The sequence below is a fragment of the Nocardiopsis coralliicola genome, assembly GCF_054779695.1.
Genome location: NZ_BAAGXT010000027.1, coordinates 63,758 through 79,109, shown reverse-complemented (window position 1 = coordinate 79,109; position 15,352 = coordinate 63,758). Strand labels below are relative to the sequence as shown.

9 protein-coding genes are annotated in these 15,352 nt (G+C 75.8%); 2 read left to right on the top strand and 7 right to left on the bottom strand.

All coding sequences use genetic code 11. The features are described from left to right. Positions 1–906 (bottom strand): AfsR/SARP family transcriptional regulator (locus ACYVGT_RS18525; protein WP_460860016.1); only part of this gene is annotated, 906 nt, incomplete at its 3' end. Between the two features lie 117 nt (positions 907–1,023). On the opposite strand from ACYVGT_RS18525, the gene ACYVGT_RS18520 reads away from it, so the two are divergent. Beyond that, positions 1,024–1,932 carry a MurR/RpiR family transcriptional regulator gene (locus ACYVGT_RS18520; RefSeq protein ID WP_460860013.1) on the top strand — a complete coding sequence of 303 codons (909 nt, stop codon included), beginning with the start codon at positions 1,024–1,026 and terminating at the stop codon, positions 1,930–1,932. A gap of 216 nt (positions 1,933–2,148) precedes the next feature. Here ACYVGT_RS18520 and ACYVGT_RS18515 read toward each other — a convergent pair whose 3' ends face one another. After that, positions 2,149–3,705: a DUF885 family protein gene (locus tag ACYVGT_RS18515; RefSeq protein ID WP_460860012.1), complete on the bottom strand. Its 1,557-nt coding sequence runs from the start codon at positions 3,703–3,705 to the stop codon at positions 2,149–2,151. A 224-nt stretch (positions 3,706–3,929) separates the two neighbouring features. Here ACYVGT_RS18515 and ACYVGT_RS18510 point away from each other — a divergent pair, with 224 nt between their 5' ends. Next, positions 3,930–4,454 carry a SanA/YdcF family protein gene (locus tag ACYVGT_RS18510; protein WP_460860010.1) on the top strand — a complete coding sequence of 175 codons (525 nt, stop codon included), beginning with the start codon at positions 3,930–3,932 and terminating at the stop codon, positions 4,452–4,454. 773 nt (positions 4,455–5,227) lie between these two features. Here the strand turns inward: ACYVGT_RS18510 and ACYVGT_RS18505 are convergent. The 5 genes from ACYVGT_RS18505 to ACYVGT_RS18485 form a co-directional block, all read right to left on the bottom strand. Beyond that, a complete protein-coding gene (locus ACYVGT_RS18505) occupies positions 5,228–6,724 on the bottom strand; it encodes a hypothetical protein (protein WP_460860008.1) in 1,497 nt (498 codons plus the stop codon). Between the two features lie 72 nt (positions 6,725–6,796). Further along, entirely contained in the window at positions 6,797–7,531 is a 735-nt protein-coding gene (locus ACYVGT_RS18500) for a SanA/YdcF family protein (protein ID WP_460860006.1), read from the bottom strand. 368 nt (positions 7,532–7,899) lie between these two features. Continuing rightward, on the bottom strand, positions 7,900–9,150 hold the full coding sequence (locus ACYVGT_RS18495; RefSeq protein WP_460860004.1) for an MFS transporter: 1,251 nt from the start codon (positions 9,148–9,150) through the stop codon (positions 7,900–7,902). Positions 9,151–10,637: 1,487 nt separating this feature from the next. After that, positions 10,638–11,129, bottom strand: coding sequence for an IS5 family transposase (locus ACYVGT_RS18490; protein ID WP_460860023.1), 492 nt, complete (start codon positions 11,127–11,129; stop codon positions 10,638–10,640). A gap of 105 nt (positions 11,130–11,234) precedes the next feature. Continuing rightward, positions 11,235–14,738 carry an NB-ARC domain-containing protein gene (locus tag ACYVGT_RS18485; protein ID WP_460860002.1) on the bottom strand — a complete coding sequence of 1,168 codons (3,504 nt, stop codon included), beginning with the start codon at positions 14,736–14,738 and terminating at the stop codon, positions 11,235–11,237. Positions 14,739–15,352 lie beyond the last annotated feature (614 nt).

Here is a 15,352-nt window from a genome sequence, read left to right as displayed (position 1 = left end):
GTGGGCGCTGCGGCCGACGAGCCCGGACGGCGGCTCCGGCGGCTGCGCGGGCGCGCTGCGGGCGCGGCCGGCCGGCCCGCTCCGCGCCGCCGTGCCGCCCGGCTCGGCGAGAGTTCCGCGGAGCACCCCCTCGAAGGTGCGCTGCAGCGACCGGCCGGGGTCGAGGCCGAGGCGCTGGGCGAGTGCGCGCCGGGTGCGGCCGAACAGTTCCAGCGCGTCGCCGCGGCGCCCGGCCCGGTGCAGGGCGCGCATCTGGATCTCGACCAGCCGTTCCCGCTCGGGGTGTCGGCCCGCGATCCGGCCGAGGTCCTCCAGGCAGCTGTCGGCGCGCCCCAGGCGCAGCCCGAGGGCGCCCCAGTGCTCGGCGGCGGTGAGCAGCTCGTCCTCGAGCGGCCGAACGTCTTCGTCTTCCAGAACGGGGGTGCGGGCGCCGGCGGCGATCGGCCCCTTCCACAGCCGCAGGGCGCGGCGCAGCAGGCGGAAGGCGCGCCGCGGATCGCCGGAGCTCTCGGCAGCGGCCGCCTCGGCGGTGGTGCGGCGCATCCGCAGCAGGTCGAGCTGGTCGGGGCCGAGCTCGATCCGGTAGCCGCCGGCGGACCCGGTGATCAGGCGGGCGCCGTGCTCGGCGCCGAGGGCGGCGCGCAACCGCGCCACCTGCACCTGCAGGGCGCCCCGGCGCGCCTCGGCGGAGGTTGCGGCGCCCCAGAGGATGCGGGCCAGGTCCGCGGTGGCGACCGGGGAGCCGCGGTCGCTGCGCAGCAGCAGTGCCGCCAGCAGGGAGCGCCGCTTGTCGCCGCGGAGCGCAATCGGGACGGTTCCGGCCTGTGCCGTGACCGGGCCGAGGACGTCGAAGGCGATCTCGCTCCCGGAGCGTACGCCTGTCAGGGCGTCGTGGGAGGGCTGCATGGCGACTACACTGCCGCTCGGCGCCGCCGCAGCGCAACGCCGCCGGAACGCGATGCCGCAGGGGCGCATCGGCGCAGGCGGGCGCCGATCTGCGGCCCCGGAAGGAGAGCGGACACGATGCCGAACCCCGCGAGCCCCGCCGGCGGCGAGGTCCCCCGCCCGAGCACCGTGCTGCGCATCCGGTCGCTGATGCCGTCGCTGCCTCCGGCCGAGCAGCGCGTCGCACAGCGCATCGTGGACGATCCCGAGCGCGCGGCGGCCTCCTCGATCACCCAGCTGGCCAAGGACTGCGACACCTCCGAGGCGACGGTGATCCGGTTCTGCCGCACCATCGACTTCTCCGGCTACCGCGAGCTGCGCCTGGCCCTGGCGACCGAGGCGGGGCAGGCGCGCGGCGCGGGGCTGAGCAGCCGCGCGCCGGTCGGCGACATCGATCCCGACGACACGCTCGTGACGGTGGTCCAGAAGATCGCCTACACCGACGCCCGCGCCGTCGAGGACACTGCCTCCCAGATCGACGTCGACGTGCTGCAGCGGGTGGTGGAGGTGCTGGCCGCGGCGCGGCGTACCGACATCTACGGCGTGGGCGCGAGCGCGTTCGTCGGGCTGGACTTCCAGCAGAAGCTGCACCGGATCGGACTGGTCTCGTTCGCCTGGTCGGACAACCACGTGATGCGGACCAGCGCGGCGCTGCTCAGCCGCGGCGACGTCGCCGTCGGCGTCTCGCACAGCGGCGCCACCGCGGAGACGGTGGACGCGCTCGCGGAGGCGCGCCGCCGCGGCGCGACGACGGTCGCCGTGACGAACTTCCCGCGCAGCCCCATCAGCGAGCACGCCGACCACGTCCTGACCACGGCCGCCCGCGAGACCACCTTCCGCTCCGGCGCCACTGCCAGCCGGCTGGCCCAGCTCACCGTTGTCGACTGCCTCTTCGTCGGCCTCGCCCAGCTGCGCTACGCCGACAGCCGCGACGCCCTGGAGAACACCGCGGCGGCTCGCCCCCGCCGCCTGGGCGAGCAGGACTGATCCGGCTTCGGCAGCGTTCCGGGCCGGGGGCAGAGCCGGCACCGCTCAGCAACCGGCACTCCGCAGCCGGGCGCGCACCCCGCCTCCCCCGGCGCGGCTGCGGGCTCTGCGCCCGCCCCACCCGGGGGTCCCGCGGACCAGCGGCGCCCGCGGCCTCGGCGGCGGAGCAGAGCGGGGCGGCCTCCTGCCCAGCGCTCCGGGCCGCCCGGCCGGCGGTCAGTCCGCGGGGCGGGTGAGGAAGCGGTCCATCAGGCCCAGCGGCGGAGCGCCCTGGCCCAGGAGCGCGGCGTGGAAGCGGGTGGGGGTGTAGTCCGCGCCCCATGCGGCGCGGACGCGCTCGCGCAGGGCCAGGATCTCCAGCTTTCCCCAGGTGTAGCGGCCATACGTGGGGTCGAACAGGGCGCGGCGCGCCTCGGCGAGCGCAGCGCTGCCGCTCAGCGCCGTATCGGCGGTGAACCGGCGCGCGGCCTCGGTGACGTCCATGGTGCCGCGGTGCACCCCGAGCGCCACCGCGAGCCGCGTCACGCGGACGAGCGCCTCGAGCCACACCCCGACGTCGAACCGGTCCGGCTCGAAGCGGCCCTTCAGCGCCTCCGCCGCGTAGGCGCCGAAACCCTCTTCGACGCACATCTCCTCTGCGTAGTGCGCCCACCCTTCAACGAAGGACCACGAGTAGAAGGTGCGGGCCACCGGTCCGGTGACGCGGCGCAGCGCACGGCCGTGCGAGTAGTGGCCGGGCGCCACCTCGTGCACCGCGATCGCGGGCAGCGTGGTGGAGCTGAACGTCTCCAGCCAGGACGCCTGCTCCTCGGCGCTCCACTCCGGGTCGGGCGGGGAGACGAAAAAGTCGGTGGTGCTCTCCGCCTCATAGGGGCCCGGCCAGATCAGCATCGCCGCAGCCCAGCGCTGCGACTCGGGCGCGAACGAGACGGCGAACCCGCCGTCGTGGAACGGGGCGAGCCCGCGCTCGGCGGTGAACACGGCGGCCAGTTCCGCCCAGGTGCGGGCGGCGCGCACGGCCTCCTCGCCGTCGGCCGGATGGTCGCGGACGAGGGCGCGGGCGGTCTCCATCGGCGGGCCGGGGCGCAGCCGGCCGGCCGATTCGGCGAGCCGGTCCATGATGCGGTCGCGCTCGGCATCGGCCTGCTCGGCGAGCCGGTCGAGGTCGACGCCGAGGCCCTCGGGCGCGCCCATGAGGCGGGCGAGGGCCGGGGCACCGAGCGCCGCGTCCGGGTCGCCGTCCGCCGCAGCCTGCTCCAGGTGCCCGACGAGCCGGGCGTGCGCGCGCAGCGCGGCGCCGCGGACGGACTGCGGAGCATCAGCGGGAACTGAGGCGGCGAGGCCGCGCGCAGACGGCAGCAGCGCGGTGGCGACCGGCGCGGAGACGCGGTCCAGCGCTTCAACGGCACGGTCGACCGTCTCCGGCCAGGTCTCGAGGTGGCGCAGGCGGGCCGCTGCGCGCTCCTCTTCGGGCGCGTAGTCGCGGTCGTAGCCGAAGAGGTCGAGCTCGTCCAGGTGCAGGACGGGGTTGGTGCGGTGCTCTTCCAGTTCACCGAAGCGTGCCCGCAGGTCGTCTTCGACCACGCGCATATGCGCCTCTTCGCCCGGATCGGCGAACTCCCCGCCGCCGAGCCGCGCCAGGCCGCGGCGCACGCCCTCAGGGGAGAGGTCGCCAGGGCGCCCGTCGTAGTAGGCGTGCAGGCCGGTTTCCGAGCGCGCGGTGGGGACGTCGAGGTCGGCGGCAGCGCGAATGCGCGCGGGGAGTGCGTCCATGCGCGGGAGCCTATCCGCCGCGGGGGAACCGCGCGGGAGGATTCCGCGTCCACCCTGGTGTGCGACGGATTCGAATCTCCCCCCGCCTCCGGGCGCATCCGGTGCTGACCGCGGCGGCAGCACTGGCCGCGCTCGGACTGCTGGTGAGCGCCTGCTGCGCGGGGGCAGTCCGGGCGTCCACGGCGGATCTGCGGGGCAGCGCCGCCGACGCTCCGCACCGGCCGGTGGCGCTGGTACTCGGCGCGGGACTGGATCCTTCCGGCCGCCCCGGGCCGTTCCTGGAGCGCCGCCTCGACCTCGCCGCTGAGCTGTACACCTCCGAGCGGGTCGACGCGGTCCTGGTCAGCGGCGACAACTCGCGCGCGGGCTACAACGAGACCGACGCGATGGCCGGCCACCTCGCCGGTGCCGGTGTGCCCCGGGGCAAGATCGCCGCGGACTACGCCGGCTTCAGCACCTGGGAGTCGTGCGCGCGGGCGGCCGATGTGTTCGGAGTGGAGGCGGCGACCGTCGTCAGCCAGAGCTTCCACGTCCCGCGAGCGGTGGCCCTGTGCCGCGCGGCCGGTATCGACGTCCGCGGCGTCGGCGACCCGAGCCGCAGCGCGTTCCCGATCGACACGGTCTACGGCCATCTGCGCGAGGTCCCGGCGTCGGTGACCGCCGCCGCCGAGATCCTCTTCCAGCCCGACCCCACTTTCCCGGGCCCGCCCGAATCGGCCGTCGACGATGCGCTCGCCCACCCGCGCTGACCGGCGCCGCCCGGAGTCTGCTCCGCCGGGGCTCCCGCGGTGGGCCGCAGCGCCCTGCGCGCGCTTCCTGCCAGGGCGCAGTGCCCCGGCAGGCGGCGCTCCCCGCCTCTCCCCCGGCTAAGGCGTTTCCGGTGGACAACTATCCTGCTGCGCACCGCCCTGGCACGCCCTCGCGGCGCTCTCCTCTCCTCGAGGAGGAAAACCCGCCCTGCCCCCCTCGTCGGCCGTGCGGCGAACGCACCTCCGACACCGCTCGCGACACACGCCACCCACCCGACACGCCCTCAGGGAGCGCAGATCGCCTGCCGCAGGCGCGGCTGCGCTCCCGGCGCGCCCCGATACGGACCGGCACGCTACGCAGAGCGGCACACGCAGAGCTGGCTGCCGGCACAGCGGCGGGCGGAGCGTCTCGGCGGCAGCCGGGGCGCTGCCCGCTCTCGGCGCACCGGGGAGAGGTGCCTGCCGGAGCCTCCCGCTCCGCACAGCTGCCGCCTGCAGCCGCGGCACGCCGCACCCGGCTCCCTCCCCCGGCGATGCGCGCCCGCCCCCTCCGCGGACGGTCGCGCCCGGTCCGGCCTTCTCCCGGCGCGCGAAAGGTGCGGAACGCGCGGGCGGCGACCGCGCCCCGGCCGCCGGGGAGCCGGCGAGGTCCCGCCCGTCGGCCCAGGCCCGGGCAGGGAGCAGGCCGGCCGCAGCGGGCGCCCCGCCCCGCACCGCGGGGGCAGACGACCGCGCCCGCCCCGGCGGGCCGGAGCGGGCGCGGAACAGTGGTCTCAGCGGCCGCCGAAGAGGCGGCCGAGGAGGCCGCCCGGTGCGGGGACGGGCTGCGGGGCGGAGGCGGCCGGGGCTCTGCCGGTACCGTCGCCGGCTGCGCCGCCGGCCTCGTCGGCGCCGGGTGCGTCGTCGGCGACGCCGGCATAGGCGCGGAAGTCCGCGCGGTCGGCCGGCAGGGCCCAGGACTCGGCGACCTCGCCCACGCCGCGCTCGTCCCAGGTGGCGGCCGGGATCTCCGCGATCGCCCACAGCACCTGGAGCAGCGCGTCGGGGTCGCCGCCGTCGGCTCCGGTTCCGGCTGCTTCGACGGCCGCGCCGGCGTCCTGCGGCGCCGACCGCGGGCCGAGCACCGACTCCAGTGCCGCGCCGGCCACGGCCGCCGTGGCGGGCCCCGCCTCCTCCAGCGCCGCGGGCAGCATTTCGGCGCGCAGCGCGACCGTGGCGGCACCGCTGCGGCCCAGCGCCAGGTAGCCCAGCACGACCGGCTCGACATCGCCGATGTGCGGCCAGGAGTCGGAGAACAGCCCGGTGAAGCCGACCCGGGTGCGGCCGAACTTGCGCATCCGCTCAACCGCGGCCTGCGGCACCCGCTCACCGTGCTGCATCGCCAGTGCCGACGCCGCGGCGAACGCCGCATACAGGTTGCCGCCGGCCATCTCGCGGGCGAGGGCCACGGTGGTGTCGGCGTCCTCCGGCTCGGCGAGCATGCCCAGCGCGAACAGCTCCGCCGTCAGCGGCTTGCGCCAGGCGTCCTGCGCCGCCATGCCGGCGGCGGCGATCCCGGCCATGCCCGGCGCGGGCGCGGCGTCGTCGTCGCGGACCTCGAGCAGGCCCCGGCCGCGCAGGATGGCGGGCACGATCCGGTCCCGCTCCTCCGGGAAGAACGCGAGCAGGGTCGCGGTCCACTCGGCCGTCGAGTTGAGCCCGAGGCGGTGGTCGCGGCCCTCCATCAGGGGGAGGAGGTCGCCGACGCGCTCCCGGATCGCACCGCGCACGTCGAACTCGGCCTGGACCAGCCCGGCGCCGGCGTCGCGGCTCAGCGCGTCGTAGCGCGCGCTCATCCGGCGGAGGGTCTGCTCGTCGGGAGCGTCGTCGCGCCACTGCAGGTACTGGGCGCGGACTTCGGCGCGGTCGGCGCTGACCGCCCAGGCAGCCTCGTCCTGCCAGAGCGCGACCTCGGGCGCCGACGGCACCTCGGCGGTCGGCAGCGGCACTGCCAGCTCCAGCAGCAGGCTCAGCGCCTCGCCGGGCGCAGCGGTGTCCGGGGCGGCGGCGACCGCGGTGAGGAAGCGGGCGGCCTCGGGCGCAGCGAGGTAGCCGGGGCCGGGGTGGCGGAGGATGTCAAACAGCGTGCTGACGGCGTCCATCGAGCCGCTGCCGCCGGCGGCGACCGTGCGCAGCAGCCCGGGGATCTCCGTGCCGCGCTCGGGGGCGAGCCCGGCCCAGTCGACGTCGTCCACACCCTGCAGCGGCCCTTGGCCCGTGTTCGCGTCCATGCCCGCATTATCCCTGCCGCGGGCGAGCGGATGCGACACCTCTCCTCCCCCGAGAGGGCGGGGAGGGCGGTGTCAGGCGGTTGCGGCAGGCTGGGCGGCGGCGCTGCTCCGGGAGGGACCGGACGCGCCTGCGGGCTCCGGGGGTGCGCCGGAGCCGGCAGCGGGCGCGCCCAGCGCGCCGGCGTCGCCGAGCGCCGGACTGTCGACGACGGGAGCGCGCTGCAGCACGACGTCGCGCAGCGCCTTGCCGTTGGCTGCGACCTCGCGCAGGGCCCCGAAGGCGGTGGAGCGCGACCGGGCCCGGGAGCTGCGGTCGCCCAGGCCGACGGCGTCGATCCCGGCGGCGCGGGCCAGCGCGACCGAGCGCGGCAGGTGGAACGCCTGGGTGACCACCACGGCGGCGGTGACGCCGTAGACGCGGCGGGCACGCACGCAGCTGTCCCAGGTGCGGTAGCCGTAGGGGTCGGCGGCGATGGCGGACTCCGGCACGCCGGACTCGGCGAGGTACCGGGCCATGCCATCGGTCTCGTACCGGGAGACGTCGCGGTTGTCGCCGGAGACCAGCACGGTCCGGACCAGTCCGAGCCCGTGCAGCCGCGCGGCCAGATCGAGGCGGCGCGCCAGCAGCGGCGACGGCCCCTGCGGCCACATCGCGGCGCCGAGGACCAGGGCGACGGGGCGGCGGGGCACGTCGGAGGGGTCGCCGTACCGCCGGCCGGCGCTGCGCGCCAAGACCCACCCGGTCGGCACAGCCGCCAGCACGGCGGCCGCCCCTGCGGCCCGCGGCAAAGAGTGGCGTCGACTCACATCCCCGACCCTACCGGCCCGCCCACTCCCCGCGAGGCCGGTTCCGGCGGCCCCCTGCTCCGGCCGGTTCCCCGGGGTCGGGTTTCCGAACTGCCTGCGCGGCGGTGTGTCCTGGCAGCCTCGCCGCGGCCATCGCCCAGTCGCAGACCGGCGGGACGGCCGCCGGCGCAAGCCGCCCGCCGGGGCCGCACCACCGCGGAACGCTCCGCCGACCCGCTCAGACACGACCGGGCGGTCGCCCCCGCCGCACAAGCGGGCCCCGAGCTCCGACGGGACCGCCGCGCCGCCGCCATCCGGATCCGGCCTCGGGATCCGCCCCTACCCGATGAGCAGGACCCGGGGCGTCTGGGGTGGATCGCCCACCCGCTCTAGGGCACTGCTTCGCCGGCCGCCGGATCGGAGCGCTCTTCGGGGCCGGGGGCCGCGCCGGGGGCGGGGGCGCCCAGGGCGCGCGAGACCAGCACGGCTGCCAGGACAAGGACCCAGACGGCGGTGACGCTGTACCCCGCCAGGGCCGCAGACCCGTACTCCGCCGCCACTCCGGCCAGTCCGATGCCCACCGGAGCGGCGATGGTCATCAGGGAGGTCCGCACGCTGAACACCCGGCCGCGGACCTCGCTGGGGGTCCGCTCCACCTGCAGCACCCCGACCACCGCGCCGACCACGGAGTTGCCCAGGCCCAGCGCGGCGGCGCCGGCGAACACCGCTGCCGGGGTGAGCAGCGAGGCCATCAGCAGGAAGCCCGCGGTGGTCGCGGTGAAACCGGCCCAGAGCCACGCGCGCGTGGGCAGGCGGCGCCCGGCGGCGCTGTACAGCGCCGCACCGCACAGCATGCCGGCCGCCAGCGCCGTGAGGACGAGGCCGAGCAGGTCCGGACGTTCGATGAGGTCGAAGTAGAGCGGCATCACCAGCCCCTGCAGTCCGCCGACCGCCACCCCCAGCCCGACGACCAGTCCCGACGTGCCGAGAAGGAACCGGCTGCGCAGCACCACCCCCACGCCCTCGCTCAGCTCGCGGAGGACCGGCCGCCGCGGAGCACCGGTGCCGACCTCGCCGAGCCGCCGCGGCAGCGTCCACGTCAGCAGGGCCGCGGCGGCCGAGGTCGCGGCCGTGATCCACAGCACCGAGCTGGCGTCGAGGGCGGCGAGCAGCACGCCGGCGGCCGCGGGGCCGAGCACCAGGGCGAGCGAGGTGGCCGTCTGGCGCAGTCCGACCAGCCGGGCCAGGTCGGTGCCGGCGTGCCGGGCCACCATCGGTGCGAGCACTTCGCGTGCGGTCATCCCGGGCACGTCGCCGAACGCGCCGATGATGCCGAGCAGGATGAACCACCCCAGGTTCAACCCCCACACCATGTCGACCAGCGGCAGCGCGGCGATCGACGCCGCCGAGATGACGTCGGAGACGACCGACGCCGTGCGGCGGTTGATCCGGTCGATCACCACCCCGCCGAGCAGGCCGACCAGCAGCGACGGAACAGCGGAGGAGGCTGCCAGCGCCGACATGCCCAGCGGGCTTCCGGTCGACTGCAGCACGATCAGGGGCAGCGCCACCGCCGCGATCCCGTTGCCGAGCAGGCTCAGCAGGTGTGACGCGAGGTAGCGGGAGACGATAAGCGGCATGCGCCCAGAGAAGTCTCTGACGTCGCGTCCGAGTCAAGCCCGCGGCAGACGAGCGGCCGGGCGGACGTCGCGCCAACCGGCAGCGGGCACGTCGATCCGCCCGCCCCGGCGCCGCTCGGCCGCACGGTGAACGGCACGGGCGCCCGGGTCCTCAGGCGACCGGCGGGGCATCGGGGGCGCGGGGTTGGGGTGCAGGCATTGCAGCATGGGCGACGTCGCCGGCAGCCTTATCGACTCTGTCCCGCCGCTTCAAGGACCTTGCGCGACCAGAGTCTCTGCTGATCACGGGGCTGGGGCGGCTGGGACCGAAGGCTCCCGCCTCTCGGCGGCCGGCGTTCTGGCGTTCAGTGCGTCGGACAGGCGTAAAAGCGGCGGCGACGGCGAGGCTGGCAGGGGGCCCGGCGGGGCGACCGGAGGCGGGCTGGCCGCGGGGCGAGGGCGGGGGACACATGCCGGGAGATCGGACACGGCAACGGGACCCCTGCATACCCCGCCTAAGCAGAAGAGGTCCTCCCCCTACGGACCCTGCGCGGAGAGCCGATTCCGCGCCGCACTGACCTGTACAAACACGAGATCACGCAGCGTCGCGGTGCCTGGGCACAGGTTGGTAAAGATACGTGCTGCTTCAGGGTGCGATACGGGCTGGTCCCTGGTCTCGGTGTGGCTCGCTGCCTTGCCCCCGGCGTGTCCTCCGCTGCAGTTGGGCCTTCGCCGGTGGGCGGTGTCCGGTCGTGGCTGCCGTCCCGGTTGAGCGGCGGGGAAGGGTGACTGCGGCGGGGGGTAGCCGGCGGCCGCGGCCGGGCTCCGCGGGATGGGTGCCCGTGGCGGGTGGTGAAGGTCTGCGGCGTGAAGGGTGCCGTTGGCCGCTAGGTTTCCAGCGGCCAACGGCCGGGCGGCGTTCCTTAGGGCGTCAGTTCAGGTCCGCCCCCAGGGATGTAGCAACCCGTGGGCAGGGAGATGCCGCCTTTAAGGGCGCATTCTTGAAGGGTGTCGGCCGTTGCGGGGGATGAGGCTGCCAGGGCAGCGGCGGCGGTCAGGGCGAAGACTGCGATGATGCGCTTCATCAGTGCCTTTTCTCATCGGACGGATGCTGTACCGGTCTCTCTTCTCGCCGGAGCCTGAAGACACCAAACCGCTACCCCTTCGGTTTCTGTGCAGGTCGAAAGCCCTTCGGTGCATTCTCGGGCAGATGGTTTCTCTCCCGTTGCCTGGCTCGTGTGGGGGCTGGCGTATCGGGGGTGCTGGCGCGTGTTGGCGTGCATGACCGGAAGGCGTCGAGGCGGCGCTCGGGCCCGTGCTGGGCTCGGGTGGTGTCGGGCGTCCGCGCTCGATGCACGGGCGCGGCGTGATCCGCGGGAAGGGCTGCTTCGGCGCGGGGGCTGCCTGCTGGGGCCTGTTGTTGGCCGGTGTCTGTTGGCGGGGTGGTGGTGTGCGAGCGGGTACGGGTCCGGCCGCGGCGGAGCATCGGCGCGGGTGACCGGGGGCCACTACGCTGCCCGAGTGGTCGGGGCCCTTCGGGCTCCACCGCGTCTTTCCCGACTCGGCCCCCGGTCTTCGGGTCCCGCGGCGAGGCGGAGCGGTGGACGGACCCGGGCGCGCGGGCTGGAGACAGCGGCGCCCTGGTCGGTGCGGGGAGTGGCCCGGTCTGGCTGTCTGCGCACCTGAGTCCTCGGCACGCTTCCCCTTTTTCGTGCTCCTGCGGCGTGCTGGTGGGCACGCACGACGGTGGAGTCGATCTGGGCGTCCAGGTCGGTGTCCTTGTCGGTGTCGATGAGGTGCTGCTCGATGCGGGCCCAGGTGCCGTCGGTCTCCCAGCGTTGGAGCCGGTGCTGGGCCGTGCTCCAGGGTCCGTAGCGTTCGGGCAGGTCGCGCCAGGCGATACCGGTACGGGTGCGGTAGATGATGGCGTTGAGGACCTGGCGGTGATCGCGCCAGCGGCCTCCACGCTGGGGTGTGCCCGGGGGCAGCAGAGGTCGGATCAGGTCCCACTCTTAGTCAGTGAGCTCGAATCTGCGGCTCATATACCGGTTGTACACCGGCGTTGCGAGCCACAGACCCGAGAACCAAGATCCACCACACACGCCCTAGTGGATCTGCCAGATCCGCGCGATGTCGGGGTGGTCGGTGGCGAAACGGACGCGGAGGGCGGTGGCGGTGGCGTGGAGTTCGCGCAGCGAGTGCCGGGCGGCCTCGGCGGCGGCGGCGTCGAGGCGGCTGAGGACGAAGCCGCGGTCGGCGCCGTCGACCCACATCAGGCGGGCGGTCAGGATGAGGACGGCGACCCGGCCGCGGTGGTTGCCGCGCTCCGCATAGAGCTCTTCGGCGCGCCGGGCATGCGCCAGGCCCAGCCGGACCGGACGGGCGAAGCGGCGCTGCACCGTCGCTTCCGGGCCTCCGTCCCGGGTGGCCACGGCGGCGAGGACCTCCTCCGCCGCCGCGTGGTGGGTGCGTGCCTCCCACCGCTTGTCGCCGCGCTCGCCGGTGCGCTGGCCGGCGTCGCTGAGCCGCTCGAAAGCGCCGGCACCGGCGAAGAAGGCGGTCTCGGCGGCGTCGAAGTCGCGCTCGCGCACCAGTACCCGGCCCAGGGTGACCTGGGTGCGCGCCACCCCCCACTCGTCGCCCATCCGGTGCATCATGCGGACCGCGGCCTCCAGCCGGGCCACGCGCCGGGCCGGGGTCCAGGACCGGCGCGCCTCGCGGAGGCCGGCCCGCGTGCTGCGCGACGCGAAGGCGGCACGGACTGCGTCGGCCCCCGCTTCGCCGCCGAGCCGCTCCGCAAGCTCGGCGGAGAGGCGTTCCCGTTCCGCGACGCGCTCCTCGGCGCGGCGCCGCTCCACCGGTGGCAGCGGGCGGGTGCGCGCCGCGTGCTCGTCGGCCTGGGTGCGCAGCTCCACCCGGTTGAGCCGCTGCAGGAGGCTGGCCACCTCGTCGGCCTGGAACCGCAGCCGCTCACCGTTGAGGCCGCCGAGCACGCGCAGGCACTGCGCCGCGTACCAGAGCCGCCGCTGGTCGCGGAACTGGTCCAGCAGCGGCTCCAGCATGATCCAGGCGCGCAGGTCGCAGCCCTTGTCGGCAAAGACTTCGGCGAGCATCACCGCCATCAGGTCGGCCTGCTGGGCGTCGCCCTCGGAGGTGAACACCGCTGCGGCCTCGCCGTAGAGCGCGGCCGCCCGGTCGCTGTGGCCGAGGTCGGCGTGGAGTTCGGCCAGGTTGCCCAGAGCCCGCGCCCGCCACCACCGCTCACCCGCGCGCTGCAGGGCCTGCTCGGCGTACTCCAGGTGCTCGCGGGCCTCGGTCAGGTCGCCCCAGCGCTGCTCGCAGACGCCCTGGGCACGCAGCGCCCGCGCCTCCCACCGCTCGTCGGAGCCGAGTTCGGAGAACGCCAGCCGCGCCTTGTGGGCGTAGGCGGCACCGGGCCGGTACTGGCCGCGCGCCCCGGACAGCTCGGAGGCGTCGAGCAGCGCCATACCGAGCGCCTGGGCGTCGGCCGCGCCGTAGGCGAGGGCCAGCTGCGCCTCGACCGCCTGGTCCCACTCCTCCCAGTGCGTGCGCAGAACCTGGCACATGTCGGTGACGGCGCGCGCGAGGCGCCACGCCTCGCCGGGACAGCCGCTGTCGGCCGCCAGCCACACGCAGCCGAGCAGCACCTCCCGCTCGCGGTGCAGCCACTCCTGCGGGCGCTCCGGCGCGACCAGGCCGAGGCGCGCGGCCATCGGCTCCGGGTCATCACCGGACAGCGGCGGGTCGGGGAAGCCCGAATCGCCCGGGTGCAGCTCCGCCGCTGCCTGCTGCGCCAGCCACGCGTAGGCGGCGACCAGGCGCCGGGCGGCCGCGGCGCGGGCCGGACCGCTCCACTCCGCGCGCGCCTCCTCGGGCGCGATGCCGAGGTCGGCGGGCTGGAGCACCACCATCGTTTCGAGGACGAGCCGGTGCATCCGGTACCGCTGCAGGCCGTCGTCGGCCTGACCGAGCCGCTCCAGCAGCGAAAGGTCGATGAGCTCCTGCAGCACCGCGCCGGCCCGGTGCAGTTCGGCGTCGAGCAGTGCCGCCGCAGCGGAGTCGGTGACCTCGCGCAGCCCGGAGGCGGCCATCCGGTGGAGCAGCCGGCGGGCGTCGTCCCCGCACAGCCGGAACACGGACAGGAACGACGCGGGGAAGCCGGTGGGGTCGAGCAGCGGTTCGGCGTGGTCGCCCTGGAGCTTGCCGAGGAGCTCCTGCGCGTCCTCGCCGGCCCGTGAGGCGAGCCGGCGGCCGCACATCTGCAGTGCGAGCGGCAGGCCGCCGCAGTGCGCGGCGATGGCCTGCCGCGCGGAGCGCTCCGCGCTGCCCGCGTCCCCCGCCGCAGGCTCGCCCGCGATGCGGTTGAGCAGGTCGACGCCTTCGTCGGTGGTGAGACCGGTGAGGTGCACCTCGGTGGAGTCGAAGCCGGCGCCGTGGAACGGGCGGCGGGCGGTGATCAGTACGGCGCTTCCCGGGCTGTTCGGCAGGAGCGGCTCCACCTGCGCGGGGTCCTCCGCGTTCTCCAGCACCAGCAGCAGGCGGCGGCCCGCGGTGCGGCCGCGCCACGCCTCCTCCAGGTGGCGGCGCGGGCCGCGAGGGGTGTCGCCGGACGCGCCGAGCAGCTCCTCCAGCAGCGCCTGGACGGAGCGCAGGCGGGGCGCCGACGGGGCGGGCGCCTCTTCGGCGGGGTCCGCGCCCTCCTCGGCACCGCCGTTGGCGGCGAGCCGGCGCAGCCGGCGCGGGAACACATCGGGCATGCGCAGCCAGGGGAAGGGGCGTCCCTGCGGTGCCGCTCCAGCGGCGGGCTGGGCCCCGGCAGCGGCCGCGGCGTCCGGCTCGCCGGGGACGGCGGTGCCGTCCGGTCCCCGCTGCGCCGGGACCGCGGCGCCGGGTCCCGGGCTCCCGTTGGCGGGAGCGGCTTCCGGGCCGCGGCCTCCGGGGCCGCCGGCTGCGGGCGCTGCGCCGCCCGGGCCGTCCCCGGAACCGTCCGCAGGGCCGCCCTCAGGCGCGTCCTCCGGTCCGGGGTCCTCGTCGGCGGCGGTGCCGGTGGCGAGGTCGACCCAGCGCACGCCGTCCGGGAAGCGGTCCGCGCTCTCCCGCGCCACCAGGTTGGCCAGTTGGCTCTTGCCGGTGCCGGGCGCGCCCGTCACGACGACCGCGAGCGGCGGCATCTGCGGGCCGGGCAGCCGCCACCAGCGCAGACCGTCCAGGGCGCCGCGGACGCCGGTGCGGGCGAACCTGGCGAAGAGGTGGTTCAGCCTGCGGAGCTGCGCGGCGTAGCCGACGAAGTTCTGTTCCGGAAGGATCAGGTTGTCGCCGCGGCCCTCGCTCCAGAAGGAGTCGGGCACCTCCCCGGGGTCGCTCCGCTGCAGGACGTCGCGCGCGACGAACGGCAGCTGCGCCAGCGCGCCGACGACGACCAGGCCCCAGATCGCCTCGGTCGGCAGCCAGTCGAGGAGGTCGGGCGCGTTCTGCAGCACCGTGGCACCGATCGACAGCAGCCCCCAGCCGAGGTAGCCGACCAGGTGGGTCCAGAGCCGTCCGCGGGAACTCTGCTCCCGCGCACGGCGCCCGCCCTGATCAGACATTCCCACCTCTTCGCATCAAACGGCCACGACCGATATCAATCGGCTCAGTTCTCCGGAATTCCCGGCCGCGCAGCACCCATTCCGGTCACGCCGCGGCCCGCCCGCGGAACACGACCCGATGCTCTCAAATACCGCAAGCCCGGCGCCAAACTGCCCCGGCGCTCCCGCCCGCGGCTGCGCAGCCGCATCCGCCACCCCCGTTCCTCTCCTCGCCCGGGCAGACGCACACTGGCCGATTCCGGTTCGCTATCGAGTCCTTGCTGTTGCTGCTGTTCTCTACGGGGCGGCCGTTCCGGCCGGCGCAGCGCAGAATTCGAAAGGCACGGAAAACGCCGGCTCCCCCACGAAGACGGCCGGCCCTCCGCCGAGCGGCGCGGAACCGGGGTGGCCGAGTGGCGGGGTCCGCCTGCCGGGTGGGCGAGTGCGGCCGCAGGCTGCCGCAGCCCGGTGCCGGTGGAGCCCGCGGAAGAGCGGCGGCGGGCAGGGCCTCGGGCGGGTGGGGGCGGGCCGGTCGCGGCGCGGGAGTCCCGAGTACGGCGCGCGTCCCGATCCGGACGGAAGGGGTGGAATGTCGGTGCGGCGGGATAGGAAAGGGGGAGCGTCCCCAACGGGAG

What these genes read in the sequence shown, in the direction of transcription:
- ACYVGT_RS18520 (WP_460860013.1), top strand. Translation starts at nt 1,024, where the DNA reads ATGCCGAACCCCGCGAGCCCCGCCGGCGGCGAGGTCCCCCGCCCGAGC.
- ACYVGT_RS18515 (WP_460860012.1), bottom strand. Translation starts at nt 3,705, where the DNA reads ATGGACGCACTCCCCGCGCGCATTCGCGCTGCCGCCGACCTCGACGTC.
- ACYVGT_RS18505 (WP_460860008.1), bottom strand. Translation starts at nt 6,724, where the DNA reads ATGGACGCGAACACGGGCCAAGGGCCGCTGCAGGGTGTGGACGACGTC.
- ACYVGT_RS18495 (WP_460860004.1), bottom strand. Translation starts at nt 9,150, where the DNA reads ATGCCGCTTATCGTCTCCCGCTACCTCGCGTCACACCTGCTGAGCCTG.
- ACYVGT_RS18485 (WP_460860002.1), bottom strand. Translation starts at nt 14,738, where the DNA reads ATGTCTGATCAGGGCGGGCGCCGTGCGCGGGAGCAGAGTTCCCGCGGA.